Genomic DNA, 22,624 nt, shown 5'->3' with positions numbered 1-22,624 from the left:
ATTGGCTTGGGTGTCTTTTATTATTAAAATTAATTACCATACAAATAGCCCAACGAGCATAGCACTTAATAAAGAAACAGCCATCCCGCTAACAAGAAGCTTCCAAACATTTTTACCGATGACTGATGATTTTTCTCCGCCAAATAATGAATTGTAAGTTCCGTAAATCATACCTACTGTACTAAAGTTAGCAAAAGAAGCTAGAAATGTCGTTGCAACCGCAACCGTATGCGGTTGTAGCGACTTTAAGTTTGATTTTAAATCCATCATTGCAACAAATTCATTCGTCGTTATTTTGATCCCCATTAATTCAGCTACATACATAGCATCACTGCCTGATAAACCGAGTAAAAATGCAAAAGGACTAAAGATAATGGAGAAGATTTTTTGAATTGTTAACCCCGTTACAAAAAATCCTAAAATCCCATTTAAACATGCTGTTAAAGCTACATAACCAATTACCATAGCTAAAATAACGATAACCATATTCATCCCAACTAACATACTGTTTGAAATAGTAGAAAAGAAATCCTTTTTTTCATGTTTTGAAGGTGTGTAAACAATGTCTTCTTCTTTCGAAACTTCCACAGGATTTAATACATTGGCTAAAATTAATGCGTTAATACAGTTTAATGGGATTGCGCTGAAAATATATGTTGCTGGAACCATTGATAAATAAGCACCAAGAATGGATCCGCTAACGCTACTCATACTCATAATTCCAAAAGTTAATAATCGATTTTCTTTTAAAACAGATAATTGATCACGAACAACCGCAAGTGCTTCGGTGTTTCCTAAAAACATCATTTGAATCGAAAAGAAACTTTCTAACTTTGGTAAACGAGAAATCTTTGAAATAACTGCACCTACTTTATCAATAATCCAAGTTAAGATTCCGAAATAAGAAAGAATATCGAAAAAAGTAATAACAAAAATGATAGGAAGTAACGCACTAAAGAAGAAATCAATGTGCTGACTTTCCATAGCTGAAGGAAATGCAAATCGAATACCTTCATTCGCACATGCTAGTAGCCAACTGAAAAATGACGCAATTTTATTAATGATAATACTGCCGAGCTTTGTGCCTAACATAAACCACGTAATAAAAAGCTCCAATAGGATGAGAATTACAATTGGTCTCCATTTTATATGTTTTTTATTAGGCGAACATAAGAAAATGATTAATATGACAACGAAAATCCCTAACATATTCAATATGAAATGCATGTCAACAACTCCTTGAGAGTTATTATTTGTATATAAAAAAGCATCTATTCTTCCAAATTTGGATTATGATTAGAAGTTATGAAGCATGTAAGTTATGTTAGGAATCAATGTATTTTAATTTGCTTTATTTTGAGCAATCGCAGTAATTATCGAACAATTAGCTGTTTTCAATTGTTTTGTTGGATATTAAACGTATGCGATTTTAAACATCGTTTATTCCGGATTAACGGACAGTAAGATTTTTACCTCAAAATTCAAGGAAAACAAAGAAGTGAGGTGGGGATGGGCTGCCCGCAAAATCCCGATTGGTAAGAGCTGATTAAAATTTCACTTTATAAATAAGAACGGTGAGTTGGCCATGAACCTTGAAGTTTCCGAAGCTGTATAATTTGTCCTGTATGATAAGCATCATGCAAAAGGATATTCATATATTGTTGCCAAACTGGTAGAGAAGGACTTAGTTGATCTAGTTCTGCTTCTTGAAGGGCGGTTAATGAAGATTGTAAGGCATCATGTACTTGAAGCGTTCGCTTTACGGTTTGCTGCCAAGCGGCATCATCATTAGGTCCACCTTGGATAAACGTCTCATCATTATTTTGTGGAGCAACAAATGTGTCGTCTTCATGTAAACGGGAAAGTAGGCGTTCTTTAAAGATTAATAAATGGTTCACATTTTCCCAAATCGTATTACTGGCAGCACCTTCTGGTTGCCAACATGCTTGTTCAACCGTAAGATTCTTTAACGCTTCTGATATTGGTGGGTACCATTCTTCTTCGTAAAAAACTTGTTGGACTCCATTTTGCAACATTTCTTTTCTTCCCATTCGTATAGCCTCCTGTTCATTTTTCTTAATAAAACCAATTCTCTTTTCTCTTCAATAAACCTTTTCTATAGTTGCACAAGAGGGTGAAAGACAACTTATAACAGAGCCATTAAAAAACTTCTTTTTAATATGATACTTAATAATCAAGGCTTTAATTGAGTCAGAATGAAAAAGAGTATAAACTTTTCTCTATTTGCTCATGGATTAGAGTTTTTTTGAAGTCGCAAAATAATTCTAAAAATATAGAAGGTTAAATTCGATAAAAATAGAATTTGATATATAGCAAACAAGGAGGGGATAAAAATGGAGGTCTATCACATAACGAGTAGAAAGAGGGAAACGTATAACGTTCAAGTGAAATATTCGATACTTTTCGAATGTGCGCTTGGCATTGCAGCAATTACTCATAAGAGGTTAATTGATACACTTGAAAAGAGTCAAAATGAATGGGAAGAAATTAAGAAATCATTAACAGAAGAAATGAGAGAGCACTTACAATTTGTCGAAGAAAATAATACGTGGAAAGCATTGCTTCAGTTGTTGTATGAAGAAGACATACAGGATGTATCACAGTTTCATGTTAAAATCGATTCACTTTTAGAAGAAGATTTGAAGTATATATGTTTACCGTTTTTAGGGGAGAAATATGAGAAAAAAAGACGTTTAGCCGCAAGTAGAGATGGAACTGCAATACATGAACTAAAGGAATTAACACATGATCATCAGTTTTTCTCTACGTACATTCGCTTTATATGTGATGTAGATGTACAAGTGCTGAAATCTCATTTAATCGCTGTAATGACAGGTTGGTATGAGAGTGTAATTAAGAGTGAGGAAGAAGAAATACTTTCTATATTAAAACGAGATTATGAAGCAAAAAATGAAATGAATAAAAAGATGAAGCCGGAAGAGTTTGTCGAGTGGGCGACTGGTGGCGTGAACTATATGCCAGAGCCAAGTGTTCATCACGTACTTCTTATTCCGCAAATGACGTACAGACCGTGGAATATTGAAGCAGATATTGATGATACGAAAGTATTTCATTATCCAGTTGCGAATGAAAGCATTCATCCTGAAGATCCGTATGAACCGAATTATTTTTTAGTTCAAAAACATAAGGCTCTTGGAGATGAAGCGAGATTGCGAATTGTAAAAATGTTGTTTGAAAAAGAACGTACATTACAGGAAATAACGGAAAGATTGCAACTCGGTAAATCGACTGTACACCATCATTTGAAATTGTTACGTGCAGCGAAGTTAGTTGATATACATGACGGAAAATATGTATTAAGAAAGAAAGCAGTACAGTCTTTAGCGAAAGAATTAGATATGTTTTTGAATAGATAATTAACAACGAGAATGTACATAAAGGGAGGAATATAAAAGAAAAGTTGGTGTGTGAAATTGAAAAATATATTGAAAAATCGTTCGTTCTTTTTTATGTGGATTGGTAGTGCAATCTCTGAATTAGGAGGGGCTTTCGGAACGTTATGTAATTCAATTCTAGTATATGAGTTAACAGGATCAGAAATGGCTTTAAGTAGTATGTGGTTATTATATTTCATCCCATCACTCATATTGCAATTAATAAGTGGCCCATTTATTGATAAATGGAGCCGGAAGTGGATTATGATATTTTCACAATGGATACGAGCGTCCGTATTTTTATTACCTTTGGTGATGCTAGTTTCGGGTAGTATAGAAGTTTGGCACATTTATGTTGTTCAAATTGTAGTGGGACTTATTACACCACTTTATACACCTGCAAGTCAAGCAATTACACCGAGCATTGTAGGGAAAGAACAACTTCAAGATGCAAATGCGTACATTGATGGAATGACTCGCCTTATGATGTTTCTTGCGCCAGTATTAGGCGGAGTAGTCATTCATTTGATTGGAACAGAACTTACATTATCTTTCGTATGCATATGTTTATTTGTTAGTGGCACTTTCTTATTTTATATAAAAGAAAATAGAACGTCGCAACCTATTCGGAAAACGTGGCTAGAACAGTTTTTTCACGGTTTTACATATTTTTTCACAAAACCAATCATCGTTTGGCTCGGTATATTTCTTACTTTCGTGCAGTTTGGAGTAGGGGTAACGATGGTCACAAATCTTCCTTATATAAAAGACGAGCTGTCAGCGGGATATGCAGAGTACGGTTATTTCATGGCAGGTTTTCCACTTGGCTACGTAATTGGCTCAGTATTAGTCGGAAAAGTAACATATAAAAGCCGGCGTATACTGATGCTTGGAGGATTGTTTATAGGGGGACTCACATACATTTCATTAGGATTCAATCATAGTATTATCATTGCAATAATAATTGAAGTAATAGCAGGGATTTGTATTGCATTTTTCAATGTTCATAACACGACAATATGCCAACAAACCGTCCCAAATAATATGATAGGACAAGTATTTTCAGTGCGTTTATTTTTTATACGATCCGCTATGCCATTAGGTGTGTTAGTAGGGGGGATATTGAGTGAAATGTGGGGAGTAAGAGCGCTATATGTAATCATCGGTGCAATTATATGTGTTACATCTTTAATAGGGATGTTACTTCCATATTTCAAATTTTTAGATGAGGCGATAGAAAAGAAATCAGCATAATTCAAAAAATTAAAACTTTACAATTGAAAATAATTATCATAATCAATTATAATAGAAGAATACTAGTATTCGTATAACAAAGAGGGAGTGGGATATATGTTTATCGAAACGAAAACATTTACAGTAAAAGAAGGTACATCAAATATAGTTGTAGAACGTTTCACTGGAGAAGGTATTATTGAAAAATTTGAAGGCTTCATCGATTTAAGTGTTCTCGTGAAAAAAGTAAGACGCGGCGACGAAGAAGTTGTCGTAATGATTCGCTGGGAATCTGAAGAAGCATGGAAAAACTGGGAAACAAGTGAAGAACACTTAGCTGGACATAGAGCGGGCCGTGGTAAACCAAAGCCAGATCATATTATTAATGTGGATCATGCAGTTTATTATGTGAAATCATCGAAATCGGCTTATCAACAGTCGTAATATATAAGTAGAGGATACATGTTGTAGAAGCAATCATGTATCCTCTTTTTTATGACTGGGGGGATGGGAATGATAGAAAAACTTGCATTCATTACATATGAACAACATAAAAAATTAGTGCAAACAATAGTAGCGGAAGTCTTATCTATGGAAAAGGTAAATGGATTCATGCTAATTGGATCTGTTGCAAGAGGCGATGCATATCCTGAATCTGATTTAGACTTCTATATTCTTTTAGAAGACGGACAAAAGAAGAAATTTCATTCTGAAATGAGAGAAGATATTTTAGTTGAATATAAGGGTGCAGATTTTAATCAAATTCAAGTAAACTTTAAAAACAATCCGATGGAACTATACTCATTTCTAGAAGGGAAAATTTTGTTTGATAAAAGCGGTGAGTTAAAAAAGTTAAAGGAAATAGCTACATATGAATTTGAAAACTATCGTGTTTCAAGCGACAAAATGAAGGGCATTTCTCATTGGTTGCATAGTTCGCTTATTAAAATTCAATCTGCTTTAAAAGCAAATGATGAGTTAAAAGCTTCATACTTAGTTCATACGTCAACTTGGACATTGTTAGAAGGGATATGGGCTATTAATAATAAGCCAGTACCGCCAGCGGGATCTGCTTTAAGGTATATTCAAACGTTGCCGAATAAGCCAATTCATTTAGATGAGTTACTTAATAAGCTATTTTTAGGTGATACAACAGAGCGCATCCCTTCAGCAATTTTCCTGGTTGAGTGGGTTCTACACAATCTGGAAAATAAATAATGAGACTATTTTATATAGGTACATTAATATTTCACGTCGAACAGTTTATATAATTGCAGTCATAAAAAACGTTCTAGGCTATGGAGAAAAGTATTAGACTTATAAAGCATAGTCTTAGACGGAACGCTTGAATATCTTGCCTTACATATTTAAGGGTTATGAAAATGAGTCTATATCCCTTCTTTTTAAAAGGAGATGAGTACATGAAGCTGAATCATTTAAATTTATGTGTTGATGACTTATCAGAAGCGAGACATTTCTTTGAAACATTTTTTGATTTTCAATTTTTAGAGCAAAAGGGAAAGGCATTATTAGTAATGAGTGATGAGAGTGGATTTATACTGGTGCTAAGCGACCCCAAAGCATTTAAGGGGAATAAGGAAGTGATGTATCCTGAAGCTTTTCATATTGGTTTTTTAGTGGATACTTCAAATGAAGTTGATCAAGCGTATAATCGTTTAGTAGCAGGCGGCATTGAAATAGATAAGGAACCTTATTCGATGCGAGGTAGTAGTTATGGTTTTTATTTTACAGTATTTAATGGCTTATTAATTGAAGTGTCTTGTCTTGATTATAGAGAAGGTATGAAAGTTTCACTGTAAAGTAAAAAAGACAGACTAATAAATAGTCTGTCTTTTCACATTAATTCTTCACATCATCATAAAGTTCAAGTGCCTCTTTCACATTCAATCCATTTTTCACAATGCCATGTATTGCTTGGATCATCGCAGCTGGGTGCTCGGATTGCCATATGTTTCGGCCCATGTCTACTCCAATTGCTCCTTCTTGCAATGCATTGTACGTAATGTTTAATGCGTCTTCAATTGAATCTAGTTTTGGGCCGCCCGCGATGACGACTGGGGCAGGGCATGTGCTCGTTATTTTTTCGAATCCTTCGCAGTAATACGTTTTAATAATATCAGCACCCATTTCAACACATACGCGGGAAGCAAGTGCTAGAAAGCGAGCTTCACGTTTTTGTAATTCCTTTGCGACTGCGGTAATGCCGAGTACTGGTAGGCCGTAATCATGAGCTTCAGAAACTACATTTGCGAGATTTGTAACAGTTTGTGTTTCATAGTCTGATCCGACAAAAACAGAAACGCCAACGCCAATTGCGTTTTGCTTCACTGCTTCCTTCACAGGTGTAACAATTGTTTCATTCGCTAAATCTTTACCGACGACAGTAGCGCCACCAGATACACGCATAACCATCGGTGTGTTGCAGTTTTCAGGAATGCAGGAGCTAAGTACACCGCGTGTTAAAAAGAGGGAGTCTGTATAAGGAAGTAAGTTTTTAACTGTTTCAAGTGGTTGTTCTAGTCCGTGAATTGGTCCTAAGAAATAACCGTGATCTATTGCTAACATAACCGCTCTACCATCAGGTAAAATTGTATTTAATCGATTTTTAAATCCCCAAGTCATTCAAAATCACTCCTTCGTTAATGTTGGATTTTCCGTTTGTACCGTATCTTTATTTGGTAAATGTGGTGACTTTATAAAAACAGCTTTAAAAGGTTTGTCAGAATGGTTAATCAGATAGTGAGATTCATGAGGGCGAACTTGCAGGACATCACCTTGTTTAATCGGAACTCTTTCGTTATTTACATAGAAGTCTATTTCACCTTCTAATGCATAAAAGACCTCTTCGCACGTCGTATGATAATGGTTTTGAAACTCCTGGCCCGGTTGAATGACAACAAGGCCAAGATCAATATTTGGCCCTTGTATTAAATATTTCGGCCCGTTATCACCGAAGCGATAGGAGAAGTCATTTTCATTCGCTTTTAACATACAGTTCACTCCTTTATGTAATGTGTTACAGTGCACCAGGCGCAATCCACATATGTGAGGTGAGCCCTTTATCAGCTAAAGCGAGCTGACTGTCATATACAGTTTTCCATGTTTCATAGAACTCTTTATATAGTTCGTGATTTTCAGTAACTGGTTCGAATGTTTGCTCCCACTGTACAAACTCTTCGGCAGTTTCTTCCATAGATGAATATATGCCAGCACCAACTCCAGCAGCAATCGCAGTTCCTAAAGCAGCTGCTTCTTTCACAACAGGTACTTTTACAGGAATACCGAGTACGTCTGATAGAATTTGTGGCCATAGTTTTCCTTTAGCGGCACCGCCAGCAAAAATAACTTCAGAAGGGAATGTGCCAGTTAGATTTTTTATTAATTTTAAGTTTCCAAGTGTAATGAAGGCTGCATTTTCTTCAATAGCACGAAACAGTTCTTTTTTTCCGCATTTGTCAGCGTCTAAACTTAAATTTAAGAATGAAGGTGCGGCATGACGCCAAGAAATGTAGTTCATAACGTTTGAAAAAGTAGGGATAATGCCATGTGAACCGACAGGTACGTCTTTCGCTTGTTCTTCTAGTAATTCATAAGCATCTACACCAAGTTTATCAGCAAGTTTCTTTTCTTCTTGGCAAAAAGCGTCTCGAAACCAGCGCATAACGAGACCTGGGAAAAAGGCGATTGTTTCATATTGCCATAGGTTCGGAACGACGTGACAATTTACTCGAATCGCAGCATGTGGATCTGTTATTGGCTCAGTAACATTCACTTCTTGTTGCCAAAAGCTACCCCCGCATATTAACGTTTGATTCGGTTTCACGATTCCTGTTCCGAGCGATGCCATTTGAGCATCTCCACCCCCGGCGACGACAGGAATCCCTTCACGTAATCCAGTTAATGCTGCACACTCTTTTGTAACGTTGCCAATTACTGTACCAGCTTCATTTACTGTTGGTGAAAATGGCAAAGATAGACCGCACTCCTTAGCGACATCGTTATCCCACACTCTATTTTGTAAGTCAAAAATACCTGACGTGCATCCGTTTGAGGGATCAATTTGTAGTACGCCGCTTAGTTTATATAAAATCCAATCGTTTAACATTGTAAAAGAGTGAATAGTATTATAGACGTCGGGTTCATGTTTTTTTATCCAGAGTAGGCGTGGTAAAGCACCTAATGAAAAAGTTTGACCAGACTTTGTATATAAATCTTTTTCAAGATGTGACCGAATTTCTTTTAATTCACTAACTTCGACGGATGCGCGCCCATCAACATTTGCACACGCCCATATTTCTTGCCCATCTTGATCATATAAAACAAATCCTTCTCGCATACTTGTAGCGCTAATAGCAAGAATAGAAGAGGCAGGAGTGTTGTTTTTTTGAAGCACCTCTTTCGTACATTCTTGTACTAGCTTCCAATTTTCTACTACATCAAAGTTCATAGAGCCTGGATAACGAAGGTCAGATTTGTGAATCCATTCTTTTTGACTTACTGCAATTTGATTACCATGTAAATCAAAAAGAACTGCTCGAATGCTCCCTGTACCAGCATCGAAAGCTAATAAATGGGACATTAACAATCACCATCCTTTCGTAATAAGGAGAGGGCAGTTTCCTCATCGGTAATTAATGAATGAATAAACTTTCCTTTTAAGGCACCATAAATTGCATCTATCTTTTCAGTACCTCCAGCAACACCGACGACATGCTTCATATTGCGCAAAATAGAGAGGGGCGTGCCAATTAGACGATTGTGATGCGAGAGTTCTAATAAATCGCCATTTGTATTATAAAACTGTCCTAAAATATCGCCAGCACCGTTTTGACTACGAATATATGTCATCTCACGTAGTGTTAATTTTTCTTCTTTTACAATCGTAGCGTCTTGAGATAATCCCCCAATACCGACAACAGCCGTATGAGCAAGTGAAGCGACTTGAAGCATATCTTTTACACTCGGTTCTGATAGAATACTTTGTGCCATTTCGGTTGTAGACGCTAGAAACGGCGTAGGGATAATGTGAAGTTCGCCTTGCATGTAGTGTAAATAGTTTTGTTTTCTCGGGAGATAGTGATTTACCCCGCCTGTGAGCGTTACGATTGAAAGGTTGATAGAACTTTCAAAATGAATGTTTTCTAGCATTTTGCTAATTGTTTCTCCCCAGCCAATACCGAGTAAATCGCCTTGCTGGAGATGAGTTTCTAAATATTGTGCAGCAGCTTTTCCGAGAGAAGCGTGATAATTGTTTACTGGGGTAGGGATAATAAAAGCATCTTTTAAGTGGAATTTTTTCATTAGGTCACGCTCAATACTTAAACAGTGCAAACCAGTCCCTTTTACGTGAAATGTAACGATACCTTCACTCCGCGCTTTATCTAATAACCGGACGACTTTATTTCTTGAAATATGAAGAAGTGACGCGATCTCCTGTTGTGTTAATTGGTCTTTATAATAGTACCAAGCTACTTTAGTTAATAAATTTTCTTCAAAGTTCAGCTGAGTCATACTCTTCATCCCTTTCAACAATTGACCACAGCTTAAACATATGTACCATATATTTTGTTTATTCCAGTTGAAACGATTAATAGTACGTAGAAAAAAGTGTTCTAGATATAAAAAAAGGAATATACAATGCTACAAAACAAGTAGAACAAATAATCATTTTCTCAAAAAATGTTCTGGATAAAGGCAGGTGACATCATGTGGAGAACGTACCTTTATTACAAGTAAAGAAAATGAGTAAGGCGTTTTTAAATCAACTTGTATTAAAAGAAGTGAACTTACAAGTAGAGCGCGGAGATATATACGCTTTAGTGGGGGGAAATGGCGCCGGGAAATCAACATTAATGAAAATATTAACGGGGTTATATTCGTATGATGATGGAGAGATGTATGTAAAAGGAAGGAAGCAACAGTTTTCAAATCCATCAGAAGCACACCGAAAAGGTATTTATTTAATACCGCAAGAACCACTCATTTTTCCGCATATGACTATTGAAGAAAATATATGTATCGGGTTAAAAGAAAAGAAAAAGAAACTAAAAGTACAGATTCAGCAATTGATTAGCAGCTTAGGATGGGATATTGACCTTAATAAACTAGGAGGAACATTATCGATTGCGCAACAACAGTTAGTAGAAATCGTTAGAGGATTAATAAGAGAAGCTGAGATTCTTATTCTAGATGAGCCAACATCGACATTAACAACACACGAAATTAAGAGTCTTTTTGTGTTGATGAAAAGTTTACAAGAAAAAGGAATTGGGATGATTTATATTACGCATCGTTTTCCAGAAATCTTTGAAATTGCCAACAAAGTAGCAATACTACGTGATGGAATGATTGTAAGCCAAGGTAATGTATGTGACTATACATATGACATGCTGATGGAGGGACTATTGCCAAAAGGATATAAACAGAAAGAGAAAATAGAAGTAGTTCAAGAGACAGCAAAGACGAAAAAAATATTAGAAGTGGTTGATATAAATGGTCACGCATTCGAAAATATATCATTCACTGTACATGCGGGTGAGGTTGTAGGTGTTGCTGGCATTATAGGATCTGGCAGAACGGAATTAGCAGAAGCGATATTTGGATTGAAAACTATAAAATCAGGGTCTATCTTATTGGGTGGAAAATCAATTGATACGTGTTCTTTGCATAAAAGGCTAGACGAAGGACTAGTTTATGTACCAGAGGATAGGGCGAGGAATGGAATTTTCTCAATTGCTTCTGTTAAAGAAAATATTGCAGCAGCAAGTTTATATCAAAATAATCGCTTTTTTATAAATCAAGAAAAAGAAAGCGCTTTAGTTAATTCGTTTATAGAACAGTTCCGAATTGTTGTACAGAATATGAATAAAGAACTGGCATCTTTATCAGGAGGTAATCAGCAGAAGGTCGTGCTTGCGAAGTATCTTGCATGTAATCCTAAAATTATTATTCTTGATGAGCCGACTCGCGGAATTGATGCGAAAGCAAGGCTTGAAGTGTATGAGACGATAAAAAAAATGAAAAGGGAAGGACTCGCAATTTTATTAATCTCTTCAGATGTTGAAGAAATTGTCCAATTAGTAAACCGTGTATATGTAATGAGAAATGGGCGATTTGTTTCTCATATGGAAAAAGAACAACTGAGTGTGAATGAAGTTACACGCCTTGCATACGGAGGTGTAGCGGAATGAAACATATGTTAAAAATGCATGAAACGTCTATCATACTGTTACTACTAATTTATATAGCTATTGTAGGAATGATAAACCCTAGTTTTATTCAATTTAACTCGTTATCTTTACTGATGAAATCAAGCGTTATTTTAGTCGTGCTAGCAATCGGTCAATCGTTCGTCTTATTTACGAAAAATATAGATGTATCAGTTGGTTCAAGCATGGGGCTAAGTGCAGCAGTTTGCGGAATGATGTTAACGAATGGGTATAGTGCATTCTTGTCGATATTTGTAGCTATTATACTTGGAGCCATTATCGGTTTCGTAAATGGTATTGGAGTTGCGAAGTTTCGGGTACCAGCCATTATTATGACATTAGGCATGTTAGGAATTATTAGAGGTACAATGTTAATTTTCACAGGCGGGAAGTGGATTGAAGATATTCCAAACGATTTTAAGCAGCTGTCATCTATCATCATTCTTGGTTTACCTATAACTGTATGGTTCGTTCTTATTATTTTACTACTACTATACTTCTTTTTAAGAAAAGTGCCATTGGGAAGATACTTTTATGCGGTAGGTGATAATGAAGATGGCGCGAGGCTTATTGGTATACCTGTAAATAAAGTGAAGATATATGCGTTTATGATTTCAGGGATAAGCGCTGCGCTCGCTGGTTGCATATTTGTTATGAATATCGGTTTCGTGCCAAATCAAACAGGTACAGGATTAGAATTACAAGTAATCGCAGCCGCTGTACTAGGAGGAATTCATTTAAAAGGAGGAACAGGATCTTTATTTGGAGCTGCATTAGGAGCGTTATTTTTAGAAACAATAAGTAGCTCACTCGTCTTTTTAAAAATACCAGCATTTTGGAATAATGCTATTTCAGGTTTTTTATTATTACTTATCATCATATTAGATAGTGTTATGAAAAAGTGGAAGGCAGAAAGGAGGATGAATCTATGAAGTATGTATATAGATGGGAAGGGGTTCTAATTGTATTACTTCTTGTAGAATTCATCCTTTTTAGTTTAATAAATAGTGATTTCTTAAATATTAGTAATCTCCTTTTTAGTACAAATGATTTTCTATTTATCGCAATTGCGGCGATACCAATGACTTTTGTTATAGTAACAGGAGGAATTGATGTATCGATCGGCTCAATAATGGGGCTCACTTCAATCTTAATCGGTGTACTTTGGATGAACGGAATACCTATTTTGTTTGCTGTTATAATCGCCCTAATAATTAGTTGTTTAGCAGGCGCTTTAAACGGACTCATTATAAAAATGACGGATGTAGAACCACTCGTCGTTACACTCGGAACGATGTTTTTATACGGGGGAATTGCCCTCGTCATTTCAGGAGGGGCAGGTGCTTCTGGGTACGAAGGAATAAGCGGTTTACCTGACACATTTGTACAACTGGCAAACGGTAGTTTTATAGGAATACCGAATTTATTATGGCTACTGATCGTATTAACAGTTTTATGTACTGTATTATTTCACCGAACTATATACGGGCGCCATGTAAAATTAACAGGTGCGAACGAAAATACAGCAAAATACACCGGGATTAAAACGAAAAAAGTAGTCATTATTGCTTACATACTTTCAGGGTTAGGAGGTGGATTAGGAGGCGCTTTCTTAACTGCCTACTTCGGTTCCGCACGTGCTGATATGGGAAGTGAAACAATTTTACCAATCATTACAGCAGTCGTATTAGGCGGGACACTTATTACGGGGGGAAAAGGAAGTATTATTGGTACTGTACTAGCGAGTATTTTTATTGGGCTCATGCAGTATGGCTTGCAAATGACGGGTTTAACAAATGAACAATCCAATGTAGTAATAGGTATTATCCTTATTCTTTCAGTTATTATGAGACATTTCAAATTACATCAATTCTTAGCGGAGAAAAGAAAGAATTTGCATAAGGGGGAAATGTCATGAAGAGAAAACTGGGGATTGTATTGATTGTATGTATTTGTTTAATCGGTTTAATTGCGTGTTCTAGCCAAACGGCAGATAAGAAAAAGGTTGATGATGTGAAATTTGCATTTATTCCGAAATTAACAGGAGTTGGTTTCTTCACATCGGGTGGTGAAGGGGCAAAAGAGATGGGAGATAAGTTAGGCGTGCAAGTGAAGTATGATGGACCGTCTGAAGCGAGTGTTTCAGGGCAAGTTAAATATATAAACAATTTCATTAATCAAAACTATGATGCGATTATGGTTTCATCTACGTCAGTGGATGGGTTATCGCAATCACTGCAACGTGCTAAGAAAAAAGGGATGACGGTGTTAACATGGGATTCTGATGTGAATCCGAAAGACCGTTCCTTTTATATCAGCCAAGGAACACCAGACCAACTTGCTAATTTATTAATAGAAATGACTTCAAAGCAAATTGGAGATAAAGGAAAAGTAGCCTTCTTTTATTCTAGCCCGACAGTAACGGATCAAAACCAATGGGTAACGAAAGCGAAAGAAATTATTAAAAAGAAATATCCGAACTGGGAAATTGTAACGACGCAGTACGGTGAAAATAATGCGCAAAAGTCTTTGTCAGTAGGAGAGAATATTTTAAAAACGTATCCTGATATTAATGCAGTCATTTGTCCAGATGCAACGGCACTTCCGGCAATGGCACAAGCAGCTGAAAATTTAAAAATGGATAAAAAGGTTGTCGTAACTGGCTTCTCTACACCAAACGTTATGCGTGATTACGTAAAACGAGGAACAGTAGCACAATTTGGTTTATGGGATGTAAAACAACAAGGTGCTCTCGCAACGTATGTAGCAAATGAAATTGTTGTAAAAGGGAAGAAGTTAAAAGTAGGGGATAGCTTCGAAGTAAAAGGAATTGGAAAAGTGAAGGTAGAGCCAAACTCCATTCAAGGATATGATTATGAGGCAGAAGGGAATGGAATTATCGTATTACCAGAACGAGTTGTATTTACGAAAGATAATATTGATAAGTATAATTTTTAGTAGACAAAAAAACGTCCGAATATATCGGACGTTTTTTTATTTCTTCATTAATTATGAACAGTTTCTTTTTCGTTTAATCCAAGTGTACGACCAGTAGAAGTGTGAAGATCTTGGAACAATCTTGGATTTTCAGTTAGTGAAATGCCATATGAAGGAATCATTTCTTTTATTTTTTCTTCCCATTCTACCATGCGGCTTGGGAAACATTTTTCTAATACTTCAAGCATGACGTGAACAGCAGTAGAAGCACCTGGTGATGCGCCTAGTAATGCGGCGATTGAGCCGTCAGCTGCACTTACTACTTCTGTACCAAATTGAAGTGTCCCTTTACCACCAGCATCAGTATCTTTAATTACTTGTACACGTTGCCCAGCAACTACAATATCCCAATCTTCACTTTTCGCGTTCGGAATGAATTCGCGTAATTCTTCCATACGTTTTTCATGTGATAACATAACTTGCTGAATTAAGTATTTTGTAAGTCCCATTTCTTTTACACCAGCGGCTAACATCGTTAAGACGTTATTCGGTTTTACAGAACCGATTAAGTCAAGATTTGAACCTGTTTTTAAGAATTTAGGTGAGAAGCCTGCGAATGGTCCAAACAGTAAAGCTTTTTTATTGTCTATATATCGCGTATCTAGATGAGGTACAGACATTGGCGGAGCACCAACCTTAGCTTTACCGTACACTTTCGCATGATGTTGCTCTACAACTTTTTGGTTTTTACATACCATAAATAGTCCACTTACCGGGAATCCACCGATATGTTTTGATTCAGGGATACCAGTCTTTTGAAGTAGAGGTAGGCTACCGCCACCGCCGCCAATAAAGACGAATTTAGCAGTATGATGCTCAATTTTACCACTATTCATATCGTGTACTTTTACTTCCCACAAACCATTTTTCGTGCGCTTAATATTTTCGACACTATGCTTGTAGTTTAGCTCGACATTTTTTGTTTTTAAGTAATCAAACAACATACGTGTTAATGCACCGAAGTTAACGTCTGTTCCAGAGTCAATCTTCGTTGCCGCCATCGGTTCATTAGATGTGCGGCCTTCCATAATGAGTGGAAGCCATTTTTTTAATGTTTCAGGAGCATCAGAAAATTCCATTCCTTGAAACAGTGGATTTTTTGAAAGCGCTTCAAAACGGTTTTTTAGAAACTCAACATTTTTTTCCCCTTGTACTAAACTCATATGAGGTAGTGGCATAATAAAATCTTGTGGATTACGAATTAATTTGCTCTTTACAAGATATGCCCAAAATTGTCTTGAAAGCTGGAATTGCTCATTCACTTTTACAGCCTTACTAATATCTATAGATCCGTCAGCTTTTTCGGAAGTATAGTTCAGTTCGCATAGCGCAGAATGCCCTGTACCTGCATTATTCCATTCGTTAGAGCTTTCTTCCCCGGCACTTGCGAGTTTTTCAAAAACTTTAATTTCCCATTCTGGTGCTAATTCTTTTAGTAATGAGCCTAACGTTGCACTCATAATTCCTGCACCAATTAAGATAACGTCTGTTTTTTGCTGCATGTTGCTCATGATAATCTCTCCATCCCCTATATTGGCAAAAAAGTGTAGGTGTTTTCTATGTCTAAGCCGTAAAAGAGAAACACCGCCTAGGCCCCACCTAGGTGTATACCTTTTTTGTCTCAATTATATAACCATCTCATACTCTATTATAATAATTAATAGACTAAAATATCTAGTGTTATCTGATAATTTTAAACTATTTAACGTTTTATTCGCTAAAAATCTTATTTAACAAGCTCTTTTAAGGTGATAAATAGAAAAAAATTACAGTTTGAAATTATCTCGAAAAAGCTTACGTATCCTTAAGGGACTAAATCGAGTACCTTTTTATGGAATTATTCTTTCTGCAATGGTAAGATTATTCTGAAAAATAAAAAGGAGGGACTCTAATGTGTACAAAAGAACAAATTTCAAACTTATTTCGAAACTTTTCAATAAAGGAATGTAAAGGGTCAAGTGATTTATATGAATATTTATCAATGAAAATTGCTGAAGATGAGGAAGTACTTACACTATCGTCCTATGCTCAGGTAGGTCAACCAGTCCCAAACTTACTATTAGGTGCAGTACATTATTTATTGCTAGCAGGGAAAGAACATCATTTAAAAACGTATTATAGTAGTTTAGTTGAAAATGCTGATACAAATTTAGATAAAGCTTTTAATCATTTTAAAGATTTCTGTAAAGAGTACCGAGAAGAAATCATTACTTTGTTACAAACGAAACTCGTTCAAACAAATGAAGTAAGACGGTGCGCATACTTATACCCAAGTTTCTGCTACATATTTAACAAAGTGAAGAAGCCGTTAGCGTTAATTGAAATTGGGACAAGTTCTGGGTTGCAACTGTTCTGGGACCAATATAGTTATTCGTACGGGACGGATGAAATGTACGGAAATATAAATTCAAATGTGCATGTAACTTCTGAAATAAGAGGGACGAATGTGCCGCATTTTCTAAAAGAAAGCCCATCTGTCGTAGAAAGAATTGGACTGGACTTACATGTGAATGATTTACATAATAAGGAAGATTATTTATGGTTACGTGCTTTAATTTGGCCAGAACATAAAGAAAGGCTTGAGATGTTTGATCAAGCTGCATCTTTAGTGAAAAATGAATCTGTCCAATTAATAGAAGGAGACGGTGTAGAGCTATTATCATCTATTATTGAACAAATAAGTGAAGAAGCTGTTATTTGTATTTTCCATACACATGTTGCAAATCAAATACCAGAACAAGTAAAACATAAGTTAGAAAAACAAATACAAGAAATTGGCGCAAAACGTGATGTATTCCACCTGTATAACAACATGTGGGATCGTGACCTTCATATTGATTATTATATTAACGGAAACGAATATCGTGAAACGGTTGGAGAAACAGAAGGGCACGGGAGATGGTTTAGCTGGAAGATTGGAAATGAGACGCTTATTTAGATTAATAGGGGCGCCCTCACTTGTAAAAGATGGGTCCATAGGCTCAAGCATTGACTAAATGGTTAAGGAATAAATGTATTAGTAACATACAAAAAATGCTTCGGAGAAATCCTAAGCATTTTTTGAATTACATTTAAACCCCATAATGGATCATGTACTTCTGTTCTACTGCAGCTTGTACAATTTTTGAAGCTAACTCATTCAGCTCATCAGATTTTCTGAAGAACTTTGAGGATGTAACTGTTTCATAGCAAATTGCTAATGATTCAGGCGGGATAATTGTAATACCACAATAAGCTAAACCGTATTTCTGATTTTTGACTGTATGGAAGTAGGTTTTCATAATTGATAAATTTTGATTTAAACTACTGATAATATCATCATCAACAGATATACAATGATATTTCTCTGGTGTATAATCTTCGTAATTTTTTTGAGAAGTAAAATCGTCAATTATTCCAAAATCATGGACACATGCCATCATTATCATCCTTTCAACTTTAATAAAGTGAGTTCTATTAAAGTAAAATCGTCATTTTGTTTACGTGTAATAGAAATGATTATGTAGTTCATTAGTATAGTACTTCATAAAATATCTTCGTTTCTTCTTCGTGAAGACAGTTTACTTATCGGTAAACTCATCGGGAGCCCAAGTGGCGATTTCATTCCCAGGTGCAGCGACTACAAGCCATTGCTCACATAGGACACCAGCTTGCCAACATTCATAATAATCATGAAAACCATTTAAAAAAATAATTTGTCCACTCTCTAATGTAATAATTAAATGAGGGCTTTCTAAGCCAAGTTGTATATCGGTAACTTTTTGTCTTCTTATCTTACATATTCTTTCATATTCTTCTTTCTCAGAATAAACTTCAAATTCATCTTCATTTAATGGGTAGCTTTTTTGAGGTTTATTAAATAAACACCATTTGGATTCGATATTGATATATAATTGTCCGTCATAATCAACTGAGTCGTGAAAGTTTGTGAAATGAATCTTTATAGCGCCTGGAGAAATACCAAATTGTAATCCATCAACTTGGGATCCGATGAATAGATTTTTTAACACTTTTTCAGCGTGAATTTTATCCTCTGTATTCATTATTGAATTCCTCCTTTTCATAAAAATATACCTTATATTTTTATTGTAATAAATAAATTTTCATGTAAAATGAACCTTTTGTGAAAAACGAGCGAATATAGTGTGAAAGATCACGAGAGGGGAATGAAACTTTGGATGAAGTACAATTAAAAGAATGGCTATATAAACGAAAGTATGTTATCCAAAAAAGAGCTTGAGAAAGTTTTACTTTCGGTGATTGAATAGTTATTCGGTATAAGTGATTGATAATTATATTATGTAAACTTACTTTTACAAAACATCCATTTTTTAAAATGGATGTTTTGCATTTAGATAGATTAGGTGGAGTATATAGTTTAAAAAAGCGGAATACTTTGCGGAAAGTTAAAGACATTTTTCGGATCATATTTCGCTTTTACTTTCATTAATCGGTCAAAGTTGCAACTGAAGTATGCATCTGGCCAATTTTTAATGGATAGATCAGGCGTATTAACGTAGACACCTTTTGTAAATGGAAGCATCGCTAAGCGGAAGTCTTCAACCCATCGAATACTTCCAGCGGCACCTTCTGGTTGCTCCCAAGTAGCGAATATTGACATGTTTGATAGTGCTTTTCGGTAAAAGTAAGCAGTTGCCTCATTTGGCACCTCAGCAACAGCACCGCCTAATCCGTGGAAAAATACGGAGGTGGTGGAAAAGGGTAAGTTAAATCGTAATTTCTATTTGATTGCCTTCTGGATCGCCTATTACACTTTCATAATAGCCATCTCCAGTAAAACGTGGTCCATTTAATAAAGGATAACCAGCATCTTTTATCACCTTTGTCAGTTCATTCACACGTTCTTCACTACCGACAGAAAAAGCCATATGAGCATAGCCAGTTATGTTTAAATTAGGCTTATTTTCAATCCCTTTTTTACGCATAAGTTCAAGTCTTGCTCCAGATTCGAACGTAATAAAATAAGATTCAAATTGTTTCGTTTTATTATGATATAAAGAGTTTGCTTTACCATTAAAGTATTTCATATAAAAATCACGCATACATTCTAAGTCATTTACCCAAATTGCAATATGTTCAATTTTCATAGGTTTCACCAATCCTATCTGTATCAATTAGGCTTCCACTGTATTAAATTTGCATTTGCATTGCAACAATTTTGCTTCGCTATTAAAGCTAGTTGTTAATTTTTGATTATGTACGTACATACAATATGTAATTAAGTGAATGACCATCATAGTAATTACAGAAAAGGGTGAATGAAGCATATGAATCAATTTGAGCAAATGATGTACGTTGGTGTCATCATGTCTATTGTACTATCCGTAATGATTTTAGGGTCCTTATATTATAATCCTCGACTTTCGTTAACTGATTATCCGAAAGATATTCAAAAAGTAGTTTTTCCAAAATCGATTCATGAAAAAAAGCAAACCATTTATTTTAATATTGTATATAATACTATTCTTTTCGGTACTCCTTTCATTTCTACATATATACTACATAAGCATGAAAAGTTAATGTATATGGATGCCTATTTACACACTTTTGGTATTTTAATGATTTTCAATTTAGTAGATTTACTTATAATTGATTGGCTAATTTTTTGCTGGATTACTCCAAGGTTTGTTGTGATTCCTAGTACGGAAGGTATGAAAGGATATAAAGATTATAAGTTTCATTTAAGAGGGGCTATTGTCGCTACTCAAATTTTAGCAATCGTAAGTTTATTTTTGGCGGGAATTGCCACAACTATTTAGTGTGAAGAAGGGCATGGAGCTTTTATAAAAGATAAGGAGATTTATAATATATAGAATTAGAAATGAGAATTTGATAGTATTGGAGTAAGGAGTTTTAATAACAGTATATTAAACAATATTAATATACTGTTGCAAATGTTTTGATATTATGTAAAATTATACAATTTTACGGAGGCATTTGATAAAATTCAAAAAAATTTAATGGAGGCTAATATGAAAAAAGTAATTGGCGCAGCAACAGCAACTGTTTTTGGATTAGGAGCGTTTACCACAACTGCTACCGCAGAAACAATCGTAACAGCAGATGTACTTAACGTACGTGAAAAACCGACTACAGAATCAAAAGTGGTCGAAAAAGTAAAGAATGGGCAAGAGTTAAAAGTCATAAATACCGAAGATGGCTGGTCAAAAATTGAGTTGAATGGTAAAGAAGTGTTTGTAAGTTCGGAGTTTACAAAAGATGTATATCATGTAACGGCGAATTTGTTAAATGTACGTACTGAAGCAAACACAGATTCAGAAATTCTTGGCAGACTAAAAAAAGATGATGTAATTGAATCAACGCATCAAGTAAAAGACGGATGGTTGCAATTTGAGTATAAAGGAAAAACTGCTTATGCAAACGTTTCTTTCCTATCAAGTACAGCACCAACTGAAAAGAAAACTGAAGAGAAAACGAAGCAAGTAGCGAAAGTACAAAAATCAGTTAAAGAAAAGAAAGAAGTAAAGACGCAGAAAGTAGCAAAAGCGAAAGAAACAACGAAAGCACAAGAAATAGTAAAGCCTAAAGAAGAGGCAAAAGTAGTAAAAGTTAAAGAAGAAGGGAAAGCGCAAGAAATAGTAAAACCTAAAGAAGAAGGGAAAGCGCAAGAAATAGTAAAACCTAAAGAAGAGGCAAAAGTCAAAGAAGAAGTAAAAGTTAAAGAAGAAGAAAAAGCGCAAGAAATAGTAAAGCCTAAAGAAGAGGCAAAAATCAAAGAAGAAGTAAAAGTTAAAGAAGAAGAGAAAGTGCAAGAAATAGCAAAGGCTAAAGAAGAAGAAAAAGCGCAAGAAATAGCAAAAGCTAAAGAAGAAGAGAAAGCGCAAGAAATAGCAAAAGCTAAAGAAGAAGAGAAAGCGCAAGAAATAGCAAAAGCTAAAGAAGAAGAGAAAGCAAGAGAAATAGTAAAAGCTAAAGAAGAAGAGAAAGCAAGAGAAATAGCAAAAGCTAAAGAAGAAGAGAAAACAAGAGAAATAGCAAAAGCTAAAGAAGAAGAGAAAGCAAGAGAAATAGCAAAAGCTAAAGAAGAAGAGAAAACAAGAGAAATAGCAAAAGCTAAAGAAGAAGAGAAAGCAAGAGAAATAGCAAAAGCTAAAGAAGAAGAGAAAACAAGAGAAATAGCAAAAGCTAAAGAAGAAGAGAAAGCAAGAGAAATAGCAAAGGCTAAAGAAGAAGAGAGAGCGAAAGAAGCATCTAAAAACAACATACAGTCTGCTAAACGTGAATTAACGGTAGTAGCGACAGCGTATACTGCTGATCCAAGTGAAAATGGTACATATGGTGGACGCGTTTTAACTGCGATGGGGCATGATTTAACGGCAAATCCGAATATGAGAATTATCGCAGTTGACCCGAAAGTAATCCCATTAGGATCTAAAGTATGGGTAGAAGGCTATGGAGAAGCGATCGCTGGTGATACTGGAAGTGCAATTAAAGGTAATCGTATTGATGTTTTAATGGGTTCAAAAAGTAAAGCTATGAATTGGGGAAGACAAACTGTTAAAGTGAAAATTTTATAATAACAATAATTATCCAAATAGAAGTCAGTTCTCTTTATTGAGGCTGGCTTTTATTTTTTTAGTAGAAGGATAATAGGATTTTTAAATGACTTATTAATAAACCTGTAATAAAACATAAAAATTGTCTCATGTTTAGAAAAACTATTAAGAATGAGGTAAGGAAGTAGAACAGAAGGTTATTGAGAAGTAG

General features: G+C 35.3%; 23 protein-coding genes. 12 read left to right on the top strand and 11 right to left on the bottom strand.

What is annotated here, in order from left to right:
- Positions 1-33 precede the first annotated feature (33 nt).
- A complete protein-coding gene (locus BLT20_RS11950; RefSeq protein ID WP_000545478.1) occupies positions 34-1,227 on the bottom strand; it encodes a NupC/NupG family nucleoside CNT transporter in 1,194 nt (397 codons plus the stop codon).
- A 332-nt stretch (positions 1,228-1,559) separates the two neighbouring features.
- Positions 1,560-2,051, bottom strand: coding sequence for a DinB family protein (locus BLT20_RS11945; RefSeq protein ID WP_000532733.1), 492 nt, complete (start codon positions 2,049-2,051; stop codon positions 1,560-1,562).
- Positions 2,052-2,354: 303 nt separating this feature from the next.
- On the opposite strand from BLT20_RS11945, the gene BLT20_RS11940 reads away from it, so the two are divergent.
- The 5 genes from BLT20_RS11940 to BLT20_RS11920 all read left to right on the top strand — a co-directional run bounded on the left by BLT20_RS11940 (position 2,355) and on the right by BLT20_RS11920 (position 6,469).
- Positions 2,355-3,398: an ArsR/SmtB family transcription factor gene (locus BLT20_RS11940; protein WP_000454561.1), complete on the top strand. Its 1,044-nt coding sequence runs from the start codon at positions 2,355-2,357 to the stop codon at positions 3,396-3,398.
- 51 nt (positions 3,399-3,449) lie between these two features.
- Positions 3,450-4,670: an MFS transporter gene (locus BLT20_RS11935; protein WP_000769173.1), complete on the top strand. Its 1,221-nt coding sequence runs from the start codon at positions 3,450-3,452 to the stop codon at positions 4,668-4,670.
- Positions 4,671-4,766: 96 nt separating this feature from the next.
- Entirely contained in the window at positions 4,767-5,093 is a 327-nt protein-coding gene (hmoA, locus tag BLT20_RS11930; RefSeq protein ID WP_000469498.1) for a heme-degrading monooxygenase HmoA, read from the top strand.
- A gap of 69 nt (positions 5,094-5,162) precedes the next feature.
- Positions 5,163-5,867 carry a nucleotidyltransferase family protein gene (locus BLT20_RS11925; RefSeq protein ID WP_000570640.1) on the top strand — a complete coding sequence of 235 codons (705 nt, stop codon included), beginning with the start codon at positions 5,163-5,165 and terminating at the stop codon, positions 5,865-5,867.
- A 203-nt stretch (positions 5,868-6,070) separates the two neighbouring features.
- Positions 6,071-6,469: a VOC family protein gene (locus tag BLT20_RS11920; protein ID WP_000773074.1), complete on the top strand. Its 399-nt coding sequence runs from the start codon at positions 6,071-6,073 to the stop codon at positions 6,467-6,469.
- Between the two features lie 40 nt (positions 6,470-6,509).
- Here BLT20_RS11920 and lsrF read toward each other — a convergent pair whose 3' ends face one another.
- The 4 genes from lsrF to BLT20_RS11900 are packed head-to-tail and all read right to left on the bottom strand — an operon-like array spanning position 6,510 to position 10,181.
- Entirely contained in the window at positions 6,510-7,292 is a 783-nt protein-coding gene (lsrF, locus tag BLT20_RS11915) for a 3-hydroxy-5-phosphonooxypentane-2,4-dione thiolase (protein WP_000219765.1), read from the bottom strand.
- A 6-nt stretch (positions 7,293-7,298) separates the two neighbouring features.
- Positions 7,299-7,661 (bottom strand): cupin domain-containing protein, encoded by a 363-nt coding sequence (locus BLT20_RS11910; protein WP_000909986.1) that lies wholly within the window; start codon positions 7,659-7,661, stop codon positions 7,299-7,301.
- 25 nt (positions 7,662-7,686) lie between these two features.
- Positions 7,687-9,249 (bottom strand): autoinducer-2 kinase, encoded by a 1,563-nt coding sequence (gene lsrK, locus BLT20_RS11905; RefSeq protein ID WP_000018807.1) that lies wholly within the window; start codon positions 9,247-9,249, stop codon positions 7,687-7,689.
- The gene (locus BLT20_RS11900) at positions 9,249-10,181 is read right to left on the bottom strand and encodes a sugar-binding transcriptional regulator (protein ID WP_000192709.1); all 933 of its coding nucleotides are present in this window, start codon (positions 10,179-10,181) and stop codon (positions 9,249-9,251) included. Before BLT20_RS11900 ends, lsrK begins: the two co-directional genes overlap by 1 nt.
- A 197-nt stretch (positions 10,182-10,378) precedes the next feature.
- Here BLT20_RS11900 and BLT20_RS11895 point away from each other — a divergent pair, with 197 nt between their 5' ends.
- Genes BLT20_RS11895 through lsrB form a run of 4 tightly spaced genes read left to right on the top strand, consistent with a single transcriptional unit; the run spans position 10,379 to position 14,836 of the window.
- Positions 10,379-11,860 carry a sugar ABC transporter ATP-binding protein gene (locus BLT20_RS11895; protein ID WP_000432613.1) on the top strand — a complete coding sequence of 494 codons (1,482 nt, stop codon included), beginning with the start codon at positions 10,379-10,381 and terminating at the stop codon, positions 11,858-11,860.
- On the top strand, positions 11,857-12,810 hold the full coding sequence (locus tag BLT20_RS11890) for an ABC transporter permease subunit (protein ID WP_000682144.1): 954 nt from the start codon (positions 11,857-11,859) through the stop codon (positions 12,808-12,810). The genes BLT20_RS11895 and BLT20_RS11890 overlap by 4 nt, the downstream gene beginning before the upstream one ends.
- On the top strand, positions 12,807-13,796 hold the full coding sequence (locus BLT20_RS11885; protein ID WP_000878521.1) for an ABC transporter permease: 990 nt from the start codon (positions 12,807-12,809) through the stop codon (positions 13,794-13,796). The genes BLT20_RS11890 and BLT20_RS11885 overlap by 4 nt, the downstream gene beginning before the upstream one ends.
- Positions 13,793-14,836 carry an autoinducer 2 ABC transporter substrate-binding protein LsrB gene (gene lsrB / locus BLT20_RS11880; RefSeq protein ID WP_000823660.1) on the top strand — a complete coding sequence of 348 codons (1,044 nt, stop codon included), beginning with the start codon at positions 13,793-13,795 and terminating at the stop codon, positions 14,834-14,836. Before BLT20_RS11885 ends, lsrB begins: the two co-directional genes overlap by 4 nt.
- 47 nt (positions 14,837-14,883) lie before the next feature.
- On the opposite strand, the gene BLT20_RS11875 is transcribed toward lsrB, so the two are convergent.
- Positions 14,884-16,386 (bottom strand): malate:quinone oxidoreductase, encoded by a 1,503-nt coding sequence (locus tag BLT20_RS11875; protein ID WP_000069138.1) that lies wholly within the window; start codon positions 16,384-16,386, stop codon positions 14,884-14,886.
- A gap of 380 nt (positions 16,387-16,766) precedes the next feature.
- On the opposite strand from BLT20_RS11875, the gene BLT20_RS11870 reads away from it, so the two are divergent.
- Positions 16,767-17,813 (top strand): DUF2332 domain-containing protein, encoded by a 1,047-nt coding sequence (locus BLT20_RS11870; RefSeq protein ID WP_000337441.1) that lies wholly within the window; start codon positions 16,767-16,769, stop codon positions 17,811-17,813.
- A 133-nt stretch (positions 17,814-17,946) separates the two neighbouring features.
- On the opposite strand, the gene BLT20_RS11865 is transcribed toward BLT20_RS11870, so the two are convergent.
- The 4 genes from BLT20_RS11865 to BLT20_RS11850 form a co-directional block, all read right to left on the bottom strand.
- On the bottom strand, positions 17,947-18,297 hold the full coding sequence (locus BLT20_RS11865) for a hypothetical protein (RefSeq protein WP_002025970.1): 351 nt from the start codon (positions 18,295-18,297) through the stop codon (positions 17,947-17,949).
- 138 nt (positions 18,298-18,435) lie between these two features.
- Positions 18,436-18,918: a hypothetical protein gene (locus BLT20_RS11860; RefSeq protein WP_001090913.1), complete on the bottom strand. Its 483-nt coding sequence runs from the start codon at positions 18,916-18,918 to the stop codon at positions 18,436-18,438.
- Positions 18,919-19,253: 335 nt separating this feature from the next.
- A complete protein-coding gene (locus tag BLT20_RS30175; RefSeq protein WP_002025969.1) occupies positions 19,254-19,544 on the bottom strand; it encodes a BBE domain-containing protein in 291 nt (96 codons plus the stop codon).
- Between the two features lie 58 nt (positions 19,545-19,602).
- Positions 19,603-19,983: a VOC family protein gene (locus tag BLT20_RS11850; protein WP_000687534.1), complete on the bottom strand. Its 381-nt coding sequence runs from the start codon at positions 19,981-19,983 to the stop codon at positions 19,603-19,605.
- Between the two features lie 180 nt (positions 19,984-20,163).
- Between BLT20_RS11850 and BLT20_RS11845 the strand changes: the two genes are divergently transcribed.
- On the top strand, positions 20,164-20,655 hold the full coding sequence (locus BLT20_RS11845) for a hypothetical protein (RefSeq protein WP_001071241.1): 492 nt from the start codon (positions 20,164-20,166) through the stop codon (positions 20,653-20,655).
- 213 nt (positions 20,656-20,868) lie between these two features.
- Positions 20,869-22,434: a cell wall-binding protein EntB gene (entB, locus tag BLT20_RS11840; RefSeq protein ID WP_090869550.1), complete on the top strand. Its 1,566-nt coding sequence runs from the start codon at positions 20,869-20,871 to the stop codon at positions 22,432-22,434.
- The last annotated feature ends 190 nt before the right edge of the window (positions 22,435-22,624 follow it).

Source organism: Bacillus sp. cl96, assembly GCF_900100505.1.
GTDB lineage: Bacteria > Bacillota > Bacilli > Bacillales > Bacillaceae_G > Bacillus_A > Bacillus_A cereus.
This window is presented reverse-complemented; position numbering and strand designations above follow the sequence as displayed.